The sequence below is a fragment of the Aminobacter niigataensis genome, assembly GCF_014200015.1.
GTDB lineage: Bacteria > Pseudomonadota > Alphaproteobacteria > Rhizobiales > Rhizobiaceae > Aminobacter > Aminobacter niigataensis.
Window position 1 is genome coordinate 855,699 of record NZ_JACHOT010000001.1, and the last position, 17,345, is coordinate 873,043.

Consider the following 17,345-nt stretch of genomic DNA (forward strand, 5'->3'; position numbering starts at 1 on the left):
AAACGCTATCTGTTCCAGTTGTGTTCTGCAACTGTTTATATTTCCTGAAGGGGCCGACGCCGGCGGCGAAGCCCTGCGTCGCGTGCAGGCTGAATTTTCCGTATTGGTGGAACGGCCTTTGGGCTCGGAGGCGGTCGGGGCGCCGCGACGACGCCCGCCAGAATTGCTTGTCGAAGACGGGGAGCAGTTGCTCCCCGTCCTCTGTTTAGAATGAGGCCTGGAGGCGCAGGAACCCGCTCACAGAGCCGTCGCCGGCATCGTCCAGATCGTCCGCATAGACGAGTTCGGGAGTGACGACGAAGTTCTCGACCAGGGTGTAGGCCACATTGGCGACCGCCACGAGATTGCTGTCGTCGTCGTAGGCGAGTTGTGCGTTGAAGCGTGTCTTTTCGCCAAACTTGGCCGAACCGCCGCCCCAGACGGCCCAGGAACCGCCCCAGTTGCCGTAGTAGTTGCGGGTGTCTGCCTCCGACTTGTAGCCGACCATGCCAAACAGCGAAATGGTGTCCGTCACATCGACGTCGACCCGCGCCTTGCCTGCCCACACATCGTTGCGGCTGTCATAGGCGGCAACCGTGGCGACCTTGCCCCAGCCCTGGGTGAGCGAGCCGCCGGCGACGACGTTCGGGACGTAATCTTCGACAGCATTCGTTCCGGACCCCGTTTCGAGTGCGATCGTGGCGGCGAACCCGAGTGGGCCGGTATAGGTGTAGGAAATCTGCTGGGTGCGGAATGGACCGAAGCCCAGCAGCCAATCGTTGATGACGTCTCCAGCGTAGTCGGTGAACGTCGAGAAAACCGAATCCGTCATGCCTGCCCGGAAGCCGCCAAGCTCGAGATAGGCATGGTTGATGTACATGGCACTGCCAGTTCCGGAAATATCTTCGTAATTCCAGATTGCGCCGCCCCTGTCGTAGTCGAAGTTGACCTGCATATAGGCCCGCAGAGTGCCGAACTCGGTCTGCGAACGGGCGTCGGTCTGCAGAGCAGCACGCGCGCGCTTGTAGTAGGTGTCGCCGTTTCCATCGCCATCGACATCGGAACCGAGAAGCTCGCCGACACCGATGTCATAACGGACATAGCCCGAGACACGCAGGCAGGTCTCGGTGCCGGGCAAGTAGAAGAAGCCCGGACCATAGACATCGCAAACGCGCACATATTCGGCCTGTTCCGGGTCTGCCACAGCGACAGCGTCGGCAGCATATGCCTGGCCTTGCAATAGAGTCGGGACCGCGACGGTGGCAAGCAGCAAAGATCTAATCATTTCGTCCTCTCAATTCTGTTGGCAAGTCGCATGCAAGCGACCGAAATGATCAGGAAGGCACCTGCTTTACGTCGAGCCGATGCCAACCTTAAATTTCTGTAAGAAATACATCCCGTTGTTTTGACGTCATTCATGTGTTGCAGTTTTGTCGCAATTCTCCGGTGGGAAAGCCCAAGGAACGTGGTTCTTGTTTCGATGCGACTGTCAAAAGAGCAGACTGAAACCGGTGTCGGACCGTCAAGGCCCGTGGCGAATCTGAAAGGATCGATTCGAATGCAATTCCGTTGCGATGCCAAGATCAGTTGTTTGGACGGTCATCCTGCGACAATACAATTTTGTAAAGTTAGGAACAGGTCTGCTCAAGATTAGTATTGCAATATCTCTTTGTTCAGGCAGATACCTGCTGCTCGTTCAAACAGCGTGAATAATTATCCGCCCGTGTGACTGACCTCCACGGGCGGAGATTTTTTTCTGTATTATGCTTGCGAGAATTTTATCTCGACCACGAGGCCAGGCGCGTTGTCGGCCAGCGAAATCGAGGCGTCGTGGAAATCGGATATCGCCTTCACGAGGCTGAGACCCAAGCCGGTTCCCTCGGTCGTTCTGCTTTTCTCGAGCCGATAGAAGCGCTTGAACACCTTGTGTCGCTCTTCCGCTGGAATTCCCGGACCGGTGTCCGCAATCAGGATGGAGCAGGAGCGGTGGCCATAGCTGACGCCGAGCCGTATCGAGGCTCCTTCATGGGTGTGCCTAATGGCATTTACCACCAGGTTGACGCACATCTGCCTCAGTAGATCGCGATCGGCGCTGATTGCAAACCTGCTGGCTCGATCTTCAGGCTCCAGATTCATGGAGCGCCCGGCATCCTCGGCTATTGGCTGATAGATTTCGTATATGTCCTTTATGATCTCGTATGGATCCAGGCTGACAAACCTCGATGTCCGCGCACCGGATGAAATATGCGAAATTCGAAGGAGAGCCTCGAAGGTATTGGCAATCTGCGTGACTTCGTCCATTGCCGTTGCAATATGCGTCTCGGCCGACGCCTGATCGGGGCTATCCAAAGCGGCTTCAAGCAAAAGCAGCAGCCGACCAATCGGGGTCTTTAGATCGTGCGCGATGTCGGTCGTAACCTGCTTCATCGCAGCAATGCTCGACTCCAATTGCACCAGCGTGGAGTTGATCTCGCGTGCCAGTGTGTCGATGTCGTCATTTTGCGGGGAGACCGGCAGACGCGTTGTGAGTTCTCCCGCTCCGAAGGCCTTCATCGTGTCTGACAAAGCAGCAATGCGACGACGCGTTCGAAATGCAAGCACTGCGCCGCTTCCCAGGCCCAGGGCAAGGACTATCGCTGTTGCGCAGCCAAAGCTGAAGAGAGCGATCTTTCTCAGCCGGTAGGTGTCGTCGTAGCTCAAGCCGGCGACAAGATTGTAGCCGTCGCCCAGTTCTTCGCGAAACAGCCGGTAGTTTGCGAGCGACTCGTTGTGATAGGTTGGCGTCCGCGTAGACAAGCCCAACGGGACGTCGGCAAAGCCCGCGTTTCCAGCGAGCACATCGCCGTCTTTCGACAGGAGCGTGTAGACACTGTGTTCTGCAGTAAGCGTCAAGCCATGGCTGGCGATCATCGCCGTCGCGCCGGAAAGGCCTCTGGCTTCATAGGCCATCGATATTTCTTGGAAACGCTCCCGGACGCTCGAGTCGAGCCGTTCGTAGAGATAGGCCGAGATCATATTGTATGAAGTAATGTTTGCTCCGATCAGTGAGAGCAAAAATATTGTTATGTACAGTGCTGCTATGCGGATTGAAGTGCTCCGCGTTATACTAGCGCGGGCCATGCATGCTGTATCCGGTGTTTCGGATCGTGTGCAGGAGCTGTACTTCGAATGGTTTGTCGATTTTCGCCCGCAGGCGGCTGATGTGAGTTTCCACGACCGTGCTCAGCGGATCGAAATTGAAGTTCCATATGCGCTCGAGCAACATTGTCTTGGTGAGCACACGTCCCTCATTGCGCATCAGCAGTTCAAGCAGCGCGAACTCCCTCGGCAGGAGTTCGATCGTCGTCTCGCCTCGCTTTGCCAGCCTGCGAAAGAGATCGAGATCGAGATCGGCTACCTTGAGTTTGGATTTCTCCTGGGTGATCGGCGGCCGTCGTCCCAGTGCATTGACCCGGGCGAGGAGTTCCGAAAAGGCAAAAGGCTTCGCCAGATAGTCGTCTGCCCCCGCGTCCAGACCTTCAACCCGGTCGTCGACACCGCTCATGGACGTCAGAAAGATGATCGGCGTCTTTGTGCCGGCTGCGCGCAGTCCACGGACGAGGGACAGGCCGTCTAGGCCAGGTAGCATACGATCGACGATCGCCACGTCATAAACTTCGCGTACACCGAGTGACAACGCATCGCGCCCATCATTGAGAACATCTGCGGTATGTCCAGATGATATCAGTCCATTTGATATATATTTGCTTGTACGGTCATCATCTTCAACAAGAAGTATCCTCATTTTTCTTCTTCCATGTAGCCATTGTGGTTTCCTCACTAACGGCTCATTCCAATCGACAGAAAGTGGAAAATTGTTTTCTAACTGTGTTGAAACAATAATGACAATCCATTGTCTTTGATGAAATATACTTCTATAATTATTTTTGTTTTTATAGTGATTGTGGTGCAAATCGGATGTCGTAGCGACGTCGTGCTTCACGCCCTACTGTGTTGGTTTCGTGACTTTCATTTGTCGATTCGGAGCTTGGCCATAACGACTTGGTGATGGCTTCGTGAGGGTGAGGGGAATCGTGTGCTCCCTCACCGCAGGGCGGTGAGGGAGCATCAGATGCAATTCTGGCAGCAGGGCCCGCTTAGTATAGACCGCGGCTCTCGCGCTCGCGGGTCGTCATCCCGAACCACCAGTTCGGCCGGACAACTTCGGCGGTTCCGTAGCGGCTGTTGGTCTTTACCAGCTTGCCGTCCTCACGAACCCGATAGGAAATATCCGGGTTCGACACAGACGTTGCAGCTTCTCCCGGCGTCCCGTGACCCTGGAGAAGCCGGTCCAACGTGGACCTTTCCTGCGTAAATCCACTGTTGGCAAAGCTGGAGGAGGACATTGCCGCAAGGATAACCAGGGCGTAGCCAAGTGTTGTTTTCATTTGTTTTCCTTTCTATTCCAACGAATGGAGCCAGACTCAGTGGAACCACTCGATGGAACAGGGATATCTGCCCATCTTGGCAGCCTGTTTTCTGAGGACTTACATTTTTGTGATTCTTCCGACGCCACAGGCATTCGGCCTGCGTCGCAGCTTTGGGTGCGCCTGATCTGGCGTTCGCCATAGCCCAGGCAGGCCTGCTGCCTGCAAGCATGGCTACAAGCGTTGCCCTTTTGGTGTGGTGGCCGGATGCGCCGCCGCCCGTCATGCGCGATCCTCATTCGGCGACGCATTACGCTGGCGAAAGTCAAATGGACATTAGAATTCATGTCCGTGTGCAAAGCGCGTCTTTGTAAATGAACATTACAAAAATGTATAAATTTAATTGTTGAGGCCTTTTGCGAATACGCTTAGCTATGTCAATAGAGTTTTGGACAAAGAGTATAGATTATCAATGCTTCTGTAAGTAAGTATTGTTGGTAGTTTCAAAATACACTTTAAAGCTCAAAACAATATCTGGCTAAATTGAACCTCCTGTCGCGGTCGACGGTGAATCGCCTTCCGCTTGCTGCCCCTGGACCTAGTCTCGAGGAACCTGATGAAATTCTTGGCCTTAGCGGCTGCGGCCGCCTTCCTTTCCGCCTGTTATGCGTATCCCGACATCGAGCCGGGATACGCGCCAGCAGATGCCGATGCACCGCTGGGGTCGGCGCGTTACATGTCGGTTTTTGCCGGTTCGGCGAATTATGTTCCGGTAAAACCTAGGCCGTGGGCCGAGATCAACGAGCGTGTCGCGCCAAAGCCTGAGGTGCAGTGATGCCGTTCATGTCATTGCCCGGCAGCGCCCGCGGTTGCGCTTCTTCCTTCCGACGCCTGGCTTCGGTCAGCGTCATCGCGCTTTCGCTTGCCGGTTGCGCCACGTTCACTCCAGACGCAGGCATGGCGCCGGTGTCGACAGAGGTCTCTTCGGCGCTTGGTGCGAAGACGGTCAAGATCGCTTCGAAGGCTGATGCTGCCAAGGCCGCCAAGGATGTGAAGGCCATATTGTCCAAGCCTCTTACGGCCGACAGCGCCGTCCAACTGGCGCTCTACAACAATCGGGGCTTGCAGGCCGAATACAACGCGCTGGGCATTTCCGAAGCGTCGTTCGTAGAGGCAAGCCTGCTGCCTAACCCGGTGGTGTCGGTTGGTCAGACACTTGCCGAAGGCGATCTGCAGATCGAGCGGCGTGTTGCGGCAAGCATTCTTTCGCTGCTGACCCTGCCCGCGCGGCGCGATGCGGCCGAGCGCGAGTTCCAGGCCGCCCGATACCGCGCCATGGCGGCGACGTTCAAGCTCGCAGCCGACACGCGCAAAGCCTATTACGAGGCTGTGGCGGCAAGGCAGCACGTCGGCTTCCTCGAGCAAGCTCGCGGCTCTGCAGACGCTGCCGCAGACCTTACACGCAGTCTTGGGGAAACGGGCGCCGCCACCAAGCTCGACCAGGCGAGGGCCAGCGCTTTTTATGCCGAGGTTTCCAATCGGCTGGCCGCCGCCAGACTGCAAGCGGCGACCGCGCGCGAGGAACTGACCCGTGAGATGGGCGTATGGGGACCTGATCTAAGCTACAAGATCCCGGCTCAATTGCCGAAAGCCCTGCCTCGCATCGAGGCCACCGAAAAAGTCGAAGCTGAAGCGATCCGCAAGCGGGTCGATCTGATCGCGGCCCGGCTGGAGCTCGACGCACTCGCCCGCTCGCTCAAACTCGACGGGGCTACCCGCTATGTCTCTGCCTTCGAATTGGCAGGCTTTTCGGACTTTGCCCGCACCAAAGACAGCGGGATCGTGACCAAGGAAACCGTCAGCGGCCAGGCCCTGGAGCTTGCGCTCGAGATACCGATCTTCGATCTCGGCGAGACAACCCGCCGCCGCTCGACAGAGACATACATGCAGGCGGTCAATCGCTTCGCCCAGCAGGCGGTGAACATCCGTTCCGAGGCGCGAACGGCGCAGCTGGCCTACCGCGCATCCTATGACATTTCCAATCAGTACAGGACCCAGATCCTGCCGCTCCGCAAGACGGTGAACGAGGAGTCGCTGCTCCAGTACAACGGCATGCTGATCGATGTCTTCGAACTGCTGACGACATTCCAGGAAAGCATCGAAAGCAACATCAACGCGATCTCGGCCAAGCGCGATGTCTTCATTGCGAGCGTCGACTTCAAAAGCGCCATCATAGGCGGAGGCTCCGGCGGCGGCACAACTGTGGCTGCGGCGGGCGCTGGTGCCGGTGATTGATCGAGGAGCCAAGAGCATGACCTTTTCACGTCGCAATTTCCTCGGAGCGTCCGGCACAATGGCCCTGATCGGCGCAAGTGTCGTATCGGGGCGTACCCAGGCAGCTTCGATCCCAGAGGCGGCAACCATGAAAGAGGCGGTGATGCAACCGCCGCTGGTCCCGGCCACTGGACCTGACTACAATCCTGTCGTTACCCTCAACGGTTGGACGCTACCTTGGCGCATGAACGGCGATTGGAAGGAGTTCCATCTCGTCGCTGAACCGGTCGTGCGTGAGCTTGCCCCAGGCATGGTGAGCCATTTGTGGGGCTACAACGGCCAGTCGCCTGGTCCGACGATTGAAGCGGTCGAAGGCGACAAAGTCCGCATCTTCGTCACCAACAAGCTACCTGAGCACACCACCATCCACTGGCACGGACAGCTGCTGCCATCGGGCATGGATGGCGTGGGCGGGCTAACGCAGCCACACATCCCGGTCGGCAAGACCTTCGTCTACGAGTTCCTGCTCCAGAAGAGCGGGACCTTCATGTACCACCCGCATTCGGACGAAATGCTGCAAATGGCGATGGGCATGATGGGCTTCTTTGTGGTGCATCCAAAGGATCCTGCCTTCCGCCGCGTCGATCGCGACTTCGTTTTCCTGATGGCGGCCTACGATATCGAGCCGGGCGCTTATGTGCCGCGTGTCGCGGAAATGACCAACTTCAACATGTGGACCTGGAACAGCCGCGTCTTTCCCGGCATCGACCCCCTGGTGGTCGCAAAAGGGGACAAGGTCCGCATCCGCTTCGGCAACCTGACCATGACCAACCATCCGATCCATATGCATGGCTACGACTTCAAGGTTTCGTGCACGGATGGCGGATGGGTACCGGAGAACGCAGCCTGGCCTGAGGTAACGATCGACTGCGCGGTCGGGCAGATGCGGGCCTTTGACTTCGTCGCTGACAATCCCGGCGACTGGGCATTCCATTGCCACAAGTCGCACCACACGATGAATGCCATGGGCCATGACATCAAGACGTTCATCGGCGTGGACAAGAAAGAGGCGGCCAAAAAAATCAGGCAGTTGGTCCCCGACTACATGCCGATGGGTACGGCTGGGATGGCCGACATGGGGGCGATGGAGATGCCGCTCCCCGAAAACACGCTGCCGATGATGACGGGCTGGGGACAATTCGGCTCCATCGAGATGGGCGGAATGTTCTCGGTGGTGAAGGTTCGCGAGGGCCTCGCCGCCGGAGACTACAAGGATCCGGGCTGGTTCCAGCATCCCGAAGGAACCGTATCGTTCGAGTGGACCGGCGAAGTCCAGAAGGCCGAGCGCGCTCCGGCCGATCTGCTCGAAACATCGCAGAACGCAAACCTCGTCGTCGTCAAGCCCGGCTCGAAGCCGCGCAACGTCAATCACCAATGGAGAAACAAATGAGTCTTCGAATATGCATCGCTGCGCTCGGAGTGCTGATGCTGTCGGCACCGTCCTTTGCCGATCCCGGTCACTCCAGCGAGAAACGCGCCTATGGCGAGCCTGGCGATCCCAGAAAGCCGGCTCGAGTCGTTCAGGTGACCATGCGCGAGACGGATGGCAAGATGCTGTTCCTCCCAGACCTGGTGCAAGTCCGCAAGGGCGAACAGATCAAGTTCGTTCTCCGCAACAACGGGGAAATCGACCACGAGCTCGTCATCGGCACGCTTGAGGAAAACCTCAAGCACGGCGAGCAGATGCGCAGGAATCCGGACATGGAACATGAGGATCCTAACGCAAAGCGCTTGGCGCCCAAGAAGACCGGCGAAGTCCTCTGGAGCTTCTCGGAAGCCGGAGAGTTCGATTTCTCGTGCCTGATCCCAGGTCATCGGGAAGCCGGGATGACCGGCAAGATCATCGTCAAGTAACAGCTTTGGAAAGGGATTATGTCGTGAAGAAACTGCTTGCCGTGGCCCTGGTTGCATTCGCAACCAATGGAGCGTTCGCACAAACCGTGCCGGTCAACGGGACGATCACCAAGATCGACGGGACCCAGAACAAGATCACCCTCAAGCACGGCCCGATCACAAACCTCGACATGGACGCGATGACCATGGTGTTTGCACTGGCCGATCCCGCTGTCATCAAGGAAATCAAGGTGGGGGACAGCGTGAAGTTCGAGGCTGATCGGGTCAACGGCCGTCTGACCGTCACCAAGATCGAGAAGGCCAAATAGAGTGTTTTCTATCCCGGCGCGTTCAGGACGCGCCGGGATAGACTCAGCCAGTCGCGCACGTCAGCAAGCCTTGCAAGCGGTGCTGCGGCACGCCGCAAGCCCGGCGATTTTCTCCGCGCGTCGGCACGCTTGAGCAGCCTTCGCGGTCGCGTCCAAAATCGCTGGAAATTGTTCAGCGCAGCATCAGCACGCGGCAGGGACTGCCAATTTCGGCGGCCGGTGCGAAGGGGTCGCGCATGACCGCGCAGTTGGCATCGGCCAGCGTGCGAAGCATCGACGAATCCTGGACGGTGTATGGCGTCACTACAAGGCCGTCGGCCGTTTCGCGCGCGACGGCGCGGACGTAATCCTGGCGCAGCTCGTTGGCGGCCATCGCCGTGTCGAGAATGCCGTTTCTAATGTCGGCTGAATAAGGCCGGCCTCCTAGCTTCGCCAGCAGGGGTTTCAGGAAGATGTGCGCGCAGATCAGGCTGGCGACAGGATTTCCGGGCAGGCCGATGCAGCGCGTCTTGCCGAGCCGACCGAACATCAGCGGCTTGCCCGGGCGCATGGCGATCTTCCAGAAATCGAGGTCCATGCCGAGCCCGGTCAGCACGCCATGGACCAGGTCGTGGTCGCCGACGGACGCGCCGCCAAGCGTGACGATGACGTCCGCCTTGGCGTCCAGCGCCTTTTGGACACGTGCCGAGATCGCTTCCGTTCGGTCAGGCGCGATGCCCAGGTCGAGCACGCGCGCGCCGACGGACTCGGCGATAGCAGCGACGCCATAGGCGTTGGAGGCGATGATCTGGCCGGGACCGGGGTTGCTGCCGGGCGGCAAAAGTTCGTCGCCGGTGGCGATGATGGCAACCAGCGGCGCCTTGGCCACCTCCACCTCGGGATGATTGGCGGCAGCAACGAGCGACAGAGCAGCGGGATCAAGCACCCGGCCGGTGTCGAGGATCAGGTCACCCTGCCGGAAGTCCAGGCCCTTGGCGCGGATGTTGCGGCCGGGCGTGGTCGGCTCCACCACCTCGATTTCGCCATTGCCGAGGTCGCGCACATTTTCCTGGATGACGACCGTGTCGGCGCCTTCGGGCACGGGAGCGCCGGTGAAGATGCGCACAGCATGGCCATGCGACAGCGTTCCGGTGAATTGTTTGCCTGCCGGAGCTTCGCCGATGACAGACAATAGTGCCGGCAGCGATGCGATGTCATCGGCGCGAACGGCATAGCCGTCCATCGCCGAGGCAGCGAAGGGCGGCTGCGTGCGCAGTGCGTGCAAGGGTGCGGCAAGGACACGTCCTGATGCCTGTCGGAGGCTTACCGTTTCTGAATCGCTCGGTTCAGCTCCGTCGAGAAGACGCGCCAGCGCTTCGGAGACCGGCAGCAGCGCCATATCTATTCGCCCGCCTTGTAGTCGCCCGACTTGCCGCCGGTCTTCTCGACCAGACGTATGCCGGAAATCACCATGCCGCGGTCGGCGGCCTTGGCCATGTCGTAGATGGTCAGGCAAGCCACGGAAGCGGCCGTCAGCGCCTCCATCTCGACGCCGGTCTTGCCAGTGACGCGGGCAAGTGCCGTGATGCGAAGGCCGGGCAGGGCTTCGTCCGGCTCGATCTCGACCGAAACCTTGGTCAGGAGGAGCGGGTGGCAGAGCGGAATGAGCTCATGCGTGCGCTTGGCCGCCATGATGCCGGCGATGCGCGCAGTGCCCAGCACATCGCCTTTCTTGGCATTGCCGGAGAGGATCAGCGCGAGCGTTTCGGGACGCATCGCCACCGTACCTTCGGCGATCGCGGTCCGTGTCGTCTCGGCCTTGTCGCCGACGTCGACCATATTGGCTTCGCCGGAAGCGCCGATATGGGTGAGGGTAGCCGCCATGTCAGGCGCTCGCGGCCTGAGGCGCGCCTTCGAGCAGTGCGCGCGTGGCGGCCGCCACGTCGGCCTGCCGCATCAGGCTCTCGCCAACAAGGAAGCTGCCAATGCCCGATCTCTCCAGGCGCAGGCAGTCTTCATGCGTGAAGATGCCGCTTTCGCCGACAAGCAGCCGATCCGCCGGCACCATCGGAGCCAGCCGTTCGGATGTTTCGAGGTTGAGCTCGAAGGTGCGCAAATTGCGATTGTTGATGCCGAGCAGGCGCGACTGAAGCTTCAGGGCTCGCTCCGTCTCTGGTTCGTCGTGAACCTCGATCAGCGCGTCCATGCCGAGTTCGAAGGCCGTATCTTCGAGCCGGCGGGCGTCGTCGTCGGACAGGCTTGCCATGATGATGAGGATGGCGTCGGCGCCCCAGGCGCGGGCTTCATAGACCTGATAGGGCTCGAACATGAAGTCCTTGCGCAGGGCAGGCAGGGCACAGGCCTCGCGTGCAGCCATCAGGAATTCGGGCGCGCCCTGGAAGGAAGGCGTGTCGGTCAGCACAGACAGGCAGGCGGCGCCGCCTTCGGCATAGGCCTGGGCCAATGATGGCGGGTCGAAATCGGCGCGGATCAGCCCCTTGGACGGGCTGGCCTTCTTGATCTCGGCGATGAGAGCGAAGCGGTTGTCGCGGCGTTTTGCTTCGAGTGCCGCCATAAAGCCACGCGGCTTGGCAACGTCGCGCGCCCTGGCCTTGACCTCGGCGAGCGGCAGCAATGCCTTGGCGGCGGCGATCTCGTCGCGCTTGTAGGCTTCGATGCGGCGCAGGATGTCGGCCATGACTTTATCCGTTCGAGACGCCGACGAGGCGCTGCAGCACGGCCAGGGCGCGACCGCTGTCGATCGCATCCGCCGCGAGCTTCACGCCTTCGCCGATGGTCGCCACCTTGTCGGCGACAACCAGTCCGGCACCGGCATTCATCAGCACCGTGTCGCGATACGCGCCGGCAGTGCCTTCGAGCACGCCGCGCAAAGCCGCTGCATTGTAGGCGGAATCGCCGCCGCGCAGCTCTTCGCGCGTATGGCGCGCCAGGCCGACCTGTTCGGGGGTCAGTGTGAAAGTGCTGATGGCGCCATTGGCGAGTGCTGCGACACGGGTTTCGCCTGTCGTGGTGATCTCGTCATAGCCGTCGCCATGGACGACCCAGACGTGCTGGGCGCCGAGTTCCTTTAGCGTTTCGGCGACCGGCTCGACCCATTCGGGCGAGAACACGCCGACCAGCTGGCGGTTGACGCCGGCCGGATTGGAGAGGGGCCCGAGAAGATTGAAGATGGTGCGGGTGCCGAGTTCGACGCGTGTCGCGCCGACATGCTTCATCGCCGGATGGTGCGCCGGCGCGAACATGAAGCCGACGCCGGCCTCATGGATGCAGCGGCCGATCGCTTCGGGCGCCAGGTCGATGTTGACGCCGAGTGCGGTCAGAACGTCAGCGGCACCTGTCAGCGAAGACAGGCCGCGGTTGCCGTGCTTGGCAACGGGAACGCCGGCGCCGGCGATGACGAAGGCCGAGGCGGTCGAGATGTTGACGCTGTGCGAGCCATCGCCGCCAGTGCCGACGATGTCGATGGCGTCAGCCGGCGCTTCGACGCGAAGCATCTTGTCGCGCATGGTGGCGACGGCGCCGGAGATTTCGCTGACCGTTTCGCCGCGCACGCGCAGCGCCATCAGGAAGCCGCCGATCTGCCCCGGCGTCGCTTCGCCCGACATGATGATGTCGAAGGCCTCGCGCGCTTCCTCGAAGGTGAGAGGGGTGCCAGCGGCGACCTTGGCGATGTGAGGCTTGAGTGCGCTCATTGTGGCGTCACAGCGATCGCGCGGGCGATCGCAGCCTGGTCGATGGTGGCCTTGTACTCGCCCTGGAGCTGCGCCACCAACTGGTCGAGCAGATCGTCGGACATGCCCGACGCGAAGGTTTTCTGGGCGTCTTCAGGCACGGCGCTTGCGTCGGCACCGGCGGGCTCGAACACCTCGACAACCTTGAACAGGATCTGCGCATCGCCGGCAGGCGCGGGGATGATGCCAGTGCCACCTTCGCCCATGGCAAACATGGAAGCAGCCCCCTCGCGGCCGAAATCGGCGTCGTCGGCTTCGCGCTTGAGACCACGCTTGGTCTGCTTCTCGAGTTTGAGTTCGCCCGCGATCACGTCCATTGCCGCGCCATCCTTGAGGCGCTTTTCAAGTTCCGTCGCCTTGTCCCTGAGGCGCTTGGTCGCTTCGGCGGCGGTCCAGTCCGCGACGACCTTTTCCCGGACTTCGTCGAGGGTGCGGTCGCGAGCCGGCGTGATGCCGTCCACTTCGTAGAAAATGAAACCATTGGTGCCGATGTTGAGCGGCGGGTTCTCGATGCCGGCCTCTGCCTCGAAGGTCGCCTGGATCAGGTTGCGCGAGTCCGGAAGCGTGTTGACGACTGTGCCGTCGGGCAACTGGCCTGCGCGGTCGATGGCATCGATCGTCACCACCTTCAGCTTCAGCTTGTCGGCAGTGGCGCGCATCGATTCGCCGCCGGCGCGGGCGTCCTCATAGGAATCGTGCACGTCGAGCAGGATGCGGTTGGCTTCGGCAAGGGCGAGATCCTTGCGAATCTGATCCTTGACCTCGTCGAACGTCTTCACCGCCTCAGGCGAGATCTCGCTGACGCGGACCAGCACCGGTCCGAACGAGCCCTGGACCACGTCGCTGACCTGGTTTGCCTGCAGCGCGAAGGCGGCCTCGGCAACGGACTTGTCGGCAACTGTGTCCTTGGTCAGCGTGCCGAGAGCGACGTCGGCAGCCGTCTTGCCCTGGTCGGCGACGATCTTGTCGAATGCGGTGCCGGCCTTGATCGCGTCGGACGCAGCCTTGGCGGCGTCGGCGCTGGGGAACACCAGCTGGTCGATCTTGCGCGTTTCGGCGGTGGTGAAATGAGACTTGTTCTTGTCGTAGTCCTGGCGCACCTGCTCGTCAGTGATCGAGCCGAGATCCATGATATCCTCTGGCTCGAGCTTGACGTAGCTCAGCTTGCGGAATTCGGGTGCTGCGTAGTTCTTCTTGTTTTCCTCGAACCATGCCTTGAGGACGTCGTCGGCAGGTGCTGCGATCGGCTCGACGAGCGATTTCGGCAGCGGCAGGTAGTCGACCGTGCGATCTTCGCCGCGGTAGAGCGCGACGGCACGCAGGAAGGTGTCGGGCGCCTTCATGCCGTCGGAAATTGCCTCGACGATCTGCTGGCGGACAGCCACCTGGGCACGGTTCTTCAGATAGTCTTCGGGACGCATGCCGATCTGGCGCAGGATGTATTCGAAAGACTGGCGGTCGAACTGCCCGCTGGCATTCTGGAAGGCAGGATCCTCCCAGGTCAGCTGGGCAAGGCTATCCTTGGACAGGCCGAGGCCGAGCTTGCGCGCCTGTTCGTCGAGCACTGCGCCGGCCACGAGTTGAGACGCGACCTGGTTGTCGATACCGAGGGCAGTGGCCTGCTCGCGGGTCAGACGCTGACCGAACTGCTGCGACATGACGTTGACCTGGCGGTCATAGGCGAGGCGGTACTCGACCCCGGAGACGGAGGTTCCTCCAGCGGTGACGACCTTGTCGCCGCCGACGCCACCGAGCATCGAGCCGGAAATGCCCCACGCGGCGAAGCTCACGACGAGCAGCAGAAGCAGAAGCTTAGCTACCCAGGTTCCCGCAGCACTTCGCATCGTGTCGAGCATGTATCAGATCCTGTATACGCGCATTTTCACATGCGCCTGCATGAACGAAGCGCAATAGCGCCCTTCGCCGCCAGTGTCGATTGCTTTGTGGCTTGTTTTTGGTAGTGAGGTTGCCCGAGCGAACATCGATTTCGAGGAAAAGCACATGACGCCAGGAATTCGCCCACTCGTTGCAGGCAACTGGAAAATGAATGGCACCAGCGCCTCGCTCAACGAATTGCGCAGCATCGCCGGCGGCTTCATGAGTGGCCTCGATGCCGAGACCGAAGCACTTCTGTGCGTGCCGGCCACGCTTTTGTCGCGGGCTGCTGAAATCCTTCACCGCACGCCGGTCAAAGCCGGCGGGCAGGATTGCCACGCCAAGGAAAGCGGCGCTCACACCGGCGACGTCTCGGCCGAGATGTTGAAGGACGCCGGCGCCAGTCACGTTATCGTCGGCCATTCGGAACGGCGCACCGACCACGGCGAAACCGATGCAGTTGTCCACGCCAAGGCGGATGCGGCATGGCGGGCGGGGCTCGTGGCCGTCATCTGCATCGGCGAGACACATGCCGAACGTGAAGCAGGCGCCACGCTTTCAGTATTGTCGCGCCAAATCGAGGGTTCGGTGCCGGGGACGGCCACGCCGGCCAATACCGTCATTGCCTATGAACCCGTCTGGGCTATCGGTACCGGCCTGACGCCGACCGTTGCCGATGTCGCCGAAGCCCATGCGCATATCCGCGCTCGGCTCGCCGACAAGCTCGGTGAATCGGCCGGCAAGATGCGCATTCTTTATGGCGGCTCGGTCAAGCCGTCCAATGCCGGCGAACTCCTCGCAGTCGCCAATGTCGACGGCGCGCTGGTGGGCGGCGCCAGCCTCAAGGCGGCAGACTTCCTCGGCATCGCCGAGGCGTACCGCAAGCTCTGATTAGCCTCGGGTGGCCGTTGCAAAGGCAACGTGTCACCCCATATTCGGCCGGCGGGCTTGGAAATGCCTAGAAAGCATTGTATTGAGCCGCCTCCGGAATGTCGGGCGCTTCGGCGCGCGGCCAATCCCCGTCAGAAGAATCCCAGGAAGCGCAATGGAAACCGTCGTTATCGTCATTCACCTGATGGTCGTGCTCGCCCTTGTCGGCGTTGTGCTCCTGCAGCGCTCGGAAGGTGGCGGCCTCGGCATCGGCGGCGGTTCGGGCTTCATGACGGCGCGTGGTGCTGCCAATGCCCTGACCCGGGCCACGGCCATTCTGGCGACGGTGTTTTTCGTCACGTCGCTGACGCTGTCGATCATCGCACGCTACGGCGAGAAGCCGATCGATATTCTCGACCGCGCTCCGGCCACCCAGAATGGCGCTCCGAGCGGCAGCGGCCAGGGCATTCTCGACCAGCTCGGCGGCTCCTCCGCCCCGGCACCGGCTGCACCGGCGTCGGGCACGACCGCTCCTGCGGCACCGGCCACCGAGCAACCGGCAGCGCCGGCTGCACCGGCAGCTTCGGGCACCATCGAGCAGCCCGCTGCGGGCGGTGCCGCGGCGCCGGCTACACCCCAGGTTCCGAACTAAATCTGGCCTGCTTGCCGCAACCTGTTGTTGTTTGAACACAGTTGCGGCAAATGCAGCAATGATCACCTGAATTCGTACATCTAGCCGGGGGCGCCTCACTTGAGGCGTCTCCGGCTAATCGATTATAGCTTGGGCTGCGGCATATCGGCGGGGGCGCCTTGGGGCACTGCGCGTTGCCGCGCGAAAATTTGCTGTGAACGTTCGGGATCCTTCGCCATGCAGCTCCGCCGCATCCTACTTGCTGGAATTTGCGCCTCTCTCATGAGCTCGACCGCCTTTGCCGCCACTTCGGTCGGCACGGCTGCGCCGCCGCAGCCCGGGGCAACGAGCGGCGTGATCGCGGTTGCCGCCAAGAGCGATGCCGCCGAGCTTAAGCTGTTGAAGAAAAAGAAGAAGCCGACCGACGAGGACCTGGTCCGGATCAAGGACCTCGAAGCCAAGATCAAGGCCGACCGGGAAGTCGCGCGCCTGAAGATGCTCGAAGCCAAGAAAATGGCGATGCGGGCGGCGGCCAAGGAAAAGGCCGAGAACGCACGTGAAGTCGCTCGCCTCAAGAAGGCCGAGAAGGCGACGACCCAGGTTGCCGCAGCAGCACCGGCGCCGAAGCGCAATCTTCAGCCGCTCGAGGTCACCAAGCCGATCGAGCCGTTGGCGCCTGACGTCATGGAAATCGCCGCCACCGGCAACAACGGTGAGTTGCGCAGCGAAAGCAAGGATCGTCCGCGCCAGACCGGTCTTCTCGCCGGCATCTTCGGCGGCAGCGCCCCGCAGCAGTCGATGCTGCCGCAGACGCGTGCGCTCGACGCCGTACTGCAATCCAAGCAGGCCAAGAAGCAGTTCAAGGTCAAGTCCGATTTCGAGCCGCAGGAGGTGTCGTTCACGGGCTATGAGCGTGGCCAGATCGTGGTCGATACCGGCGCTCGCTATCTCTACCTGATCGAATCATCCTCGACCGCGCGCCGCTACGCCATTGCGGTCGGCCGCGAGGGCCTGGAATTCAAGGGCAAGGCCACCATCGGCGACAAGCAGGAATGGCCGCGCTGGATTCCGACCAAGGATATGCAGGAGCGCGAGCCCAAGAAGTACGGCCAGTATAAGGACGGCATGAACGGCGGGCCGGAGAATCCGCTCGGCGCGCGCGCCATCTACCTTTACCAGGGCAAGAAGGATACCCATATCCGTATCCATGGTACCAACCAGCCGCAGACGATCGGCACGAATTCTTCGAACGGTTGCTTCCGCATGGTCAACGACCATGTCATGGACCTCTACAATCGCGTGAAGATGGGCTCTGAAGTCATCGTCATGTAAGGCGTCTTCAGACGCTGATACCCGG

At 60.8% G+C, this 17,345-nt stretch carries 17 protein-coding genes; 8 read left to right on the forward strand and 9 right to left on the reverse strand.

The window, feature by feature from the left end:
• Positions 1–205: 205 nt before the first annotated feature.
• The 4 genes from GGQ99_RS04295 to GGQ99_RS04310 all read right to left on the reverse strand — a co-directional run bounded on the left by GGQ99_RS04295 (position 206) and on the right by GGQ99_RS04310 (position 4,406).
• A complete protein-coding gene (locus tag GGQ99_RS04295) occupies positions 206–1,264 on the reverse strand; it encodes a porin (protein ID WP_183260901.1) in 1,059 nt (352 codons plus the stop codon).
• Positions 1,265–1,740: 476 nt separating this feature from the next.
• Positions 1,741–2,928 carry a sensor histidine kinase gene (locus tag GGQ99_RS04300; protein WP_183260902.1) on the reverse strand — a complete coding sequence of 396 codons (1,188 nt, stop codon included), beginning with the start codon at positions 2,926–2,928 and terminating at the stop codon, positions 1,741–1,743.
• Between the two features lie 157 nt (positions 2,929–3,085).
• Complete coding sequence (locus GGQ99_RS04305) at positions 3,086–3,763, reverse strand: response regulator (protein WP_183260903.1); 678 nt, start codon at positions 3,761–3,763, stop codon at positions 3,086–3,088.
• 352 nt (positions 3,764–4,115) lie between these two features.
• The gene (locus tag GGQ99_RS04310; protein ID WP_183260905.1) at positions 4,116–4,406 is read right to left on the reverse strand and encodes a hypothetical protein; all 291 of its coding nucleotides are present in this window, start codon (positions 4,404–4,406) and stop codon (positions 4,116–4,118) included.
• A gap of 595 nt (positions 4,407–5,001) precedes the next feature.
• Between GGQ99_RS04310 and GGQ99_RS04315 the strand changes: the two genes are divergently transcribed.
• The 5 genes from GGQ99_RS04315 to GGQ99_RS04335 are packed head-to-tail and all read left to right on the forward strand — an operon-like array spanning position 5,002 to position 8,881.
• Positions 5,002–5,220, forward strand: coding sequence for a hypothetical protein (locus tag GGQ99_RS04315; protein ID WP_183260907.1), 219 nt, complete (start codon positions 5,002–5,004; stop codon positions 5,218–5,220).
• Positions 5,220–6,680, forward strand: coding sequence for a TolC family protein (locus tag GGQ99_RS04320; protein WP_246389407.1), 1,461 nt, complete (start codon positions 5,220–5,222; stop codon positions 6,678–6,680). The genes GGQ99_RS04315 and GGQ99_RS04320 overlap by 1 nt, the downstream gene beginning before the upstream one ends.
• A 16-nt stretch (positions 6,681–6,696) precedes the next feature.
• Positions 6,697–8,109, forward strand: coding sequence for a multicopper oxidase family protein (locus GGQ99_RS04325; RefSeq protein ID WP_183260909.1), 1,413 nt, complete (start codon positions 6,697–6,699; stop codon positions 8,107–8,109).
• Entirely contained in the window at positions 8,106–8,573 is a 468-nt protein-coding gene (locus GGQ99_RS04330; RefSeq protein ID WP_183260911.1) for a cupredoxin domain-containing protein, read from the forward strand. Before GGQ99_RS04325 ends, GGQ99_RS04330 begins: the two co-directional genes overlap by 4 nt.
• Before the next feature lie 23 nt (positions 8,574–8,596).
• The gene (locus GGQ99_RS04335) at positions 8,597–8,881 is read left to right on the forward strand and encodes a copper-binding protein (protein ID WP_343061686.1); all 285 of its coding nucleotides are present in this window, start codon (positions 8,597–8,599) and stop codon (positions 8,879–8,881) included.
• A 172-nt stretch (positions 8,882–9,053) separates the two neighbouring features.
• Here GGQ99_RS04335 and GGQ99_RS04340 read toward each other — a convergent pair whose 3' ends face one another.
• The 5 genes from GGQ99_RS04340 to GGQ99_RS04360 are packed head-to-tail and all read right to left on the reverse strand — an operon-like array spanning position 9,054 to position 14,468.
• Positions 9,054–10,259: a molybdopterin molybdotransferase MoeA gene (locus GGQ99_RS04340; protein ID WP_183260913.1), complete on the reverse strand. Its 1,206-nt coding sequence runs from the start codon at positions 10,257–10,259 to the stop codon at positions 9,054–9,056.
• 2 nt (positions 10,260–10,261) lie between these two features.
• Positions 10,262–10,744 carry a cyclic pyranopterin monophosphate synthase MoaC gene (gene moaC / locus GGQ99_RS04345; RefSeq protein WP_183260914.1) on the reverse strand — a complete coding sequence of 161 codons (483 nt, stop codon included), beginning with the start codon at positions 10,742–10,744 and terminating at the stop codon, positions 10,262–10,264.
• A 1-nt stretch (position 10,745) separates the two neighbouring features.
• Positions 10,746–11,558 (reverse strand): indole-3-glycerol phosphate synthase TrpC, encoded by an 813-nt coding sequence (gene trpC, locus GGQ99_RS04350; RefSeq protein WP_183260916.1) that lies wholly within the window; start codon positions 11,556–11,558, stop codon positions 10,746–10,748.
• A 4-nt stretch (positions 11,559–11,562) separates the two neighbouring features.
• On the reverse strand, positions 11,563–12,573 hold the full coding sequence (gene trpD, locus GGQ99_RS04355) for an anthranilate phosphoribosyltransferase (RefSeq protein WP_183260920.1): 1,011 nt from the start codon (positions 12,571–12,573) through the stop codon (positions 11,563–11,565).
• The gene (locus tag GGQ99_RS04360) at positions 12,570–14,468 is read right to left on the reverse strand and encodes a SurA N-terminal domain-containing protein (RefSeq protein WP_183260922.1); all 1,899 of its coding nucleotides are present in this window, start codon (positions 14,466–14,468) and stop codon (positions 12,570–12,572) included. The genes trpD and GGQ99_RS04360 overlap by 4 nt, the downstream gene beginning before the upstream one ends.
• A gap of 145 nt (positions 14,469–14,613) precedes the next feature.
• Here GGQ99_RS04360 and tpiA point away from each other — a divergent pair, with 145 nt between their 5' ends.
• From tpiA to GGQ99_RS04375, 3 genes are all read left to right on the forward strand, one after another.
• Entirely contained in the window at positions 14,614–15,378 is a 765-nt protein-coding gene (gene tpiA, locus GGQ99_RS04365; protein ID WP_108608016.1) for a triose-phosphate isomerase, read from the forward strand.
• Between the two features lie 154 nt (positions 15,379–15,532).
• Complete coding sequence (gene secG, locus GGQ99_RS04370; protein WP_183260923.1) at positions 15,533–16,009, forward strand: preprotein translocase subunit SecG; 477 nt, start codon at positions 15,533–15,535, stop codon at positions 16,007–16,009.
• 216 nt (positions 16,010–16,225) lie between these two features.
• Entirely contained in the window at positions 16,226–17,320 is a 1,095-nt protein-coding gene (locus GGQ99_RS04375) for a L,D-transpeptidase (protein ID WP_183260925.1), read from the forward strand.
• The last annotated feature ends 25 nt before the right edge of the window (positions 17,321–17,345 follow it).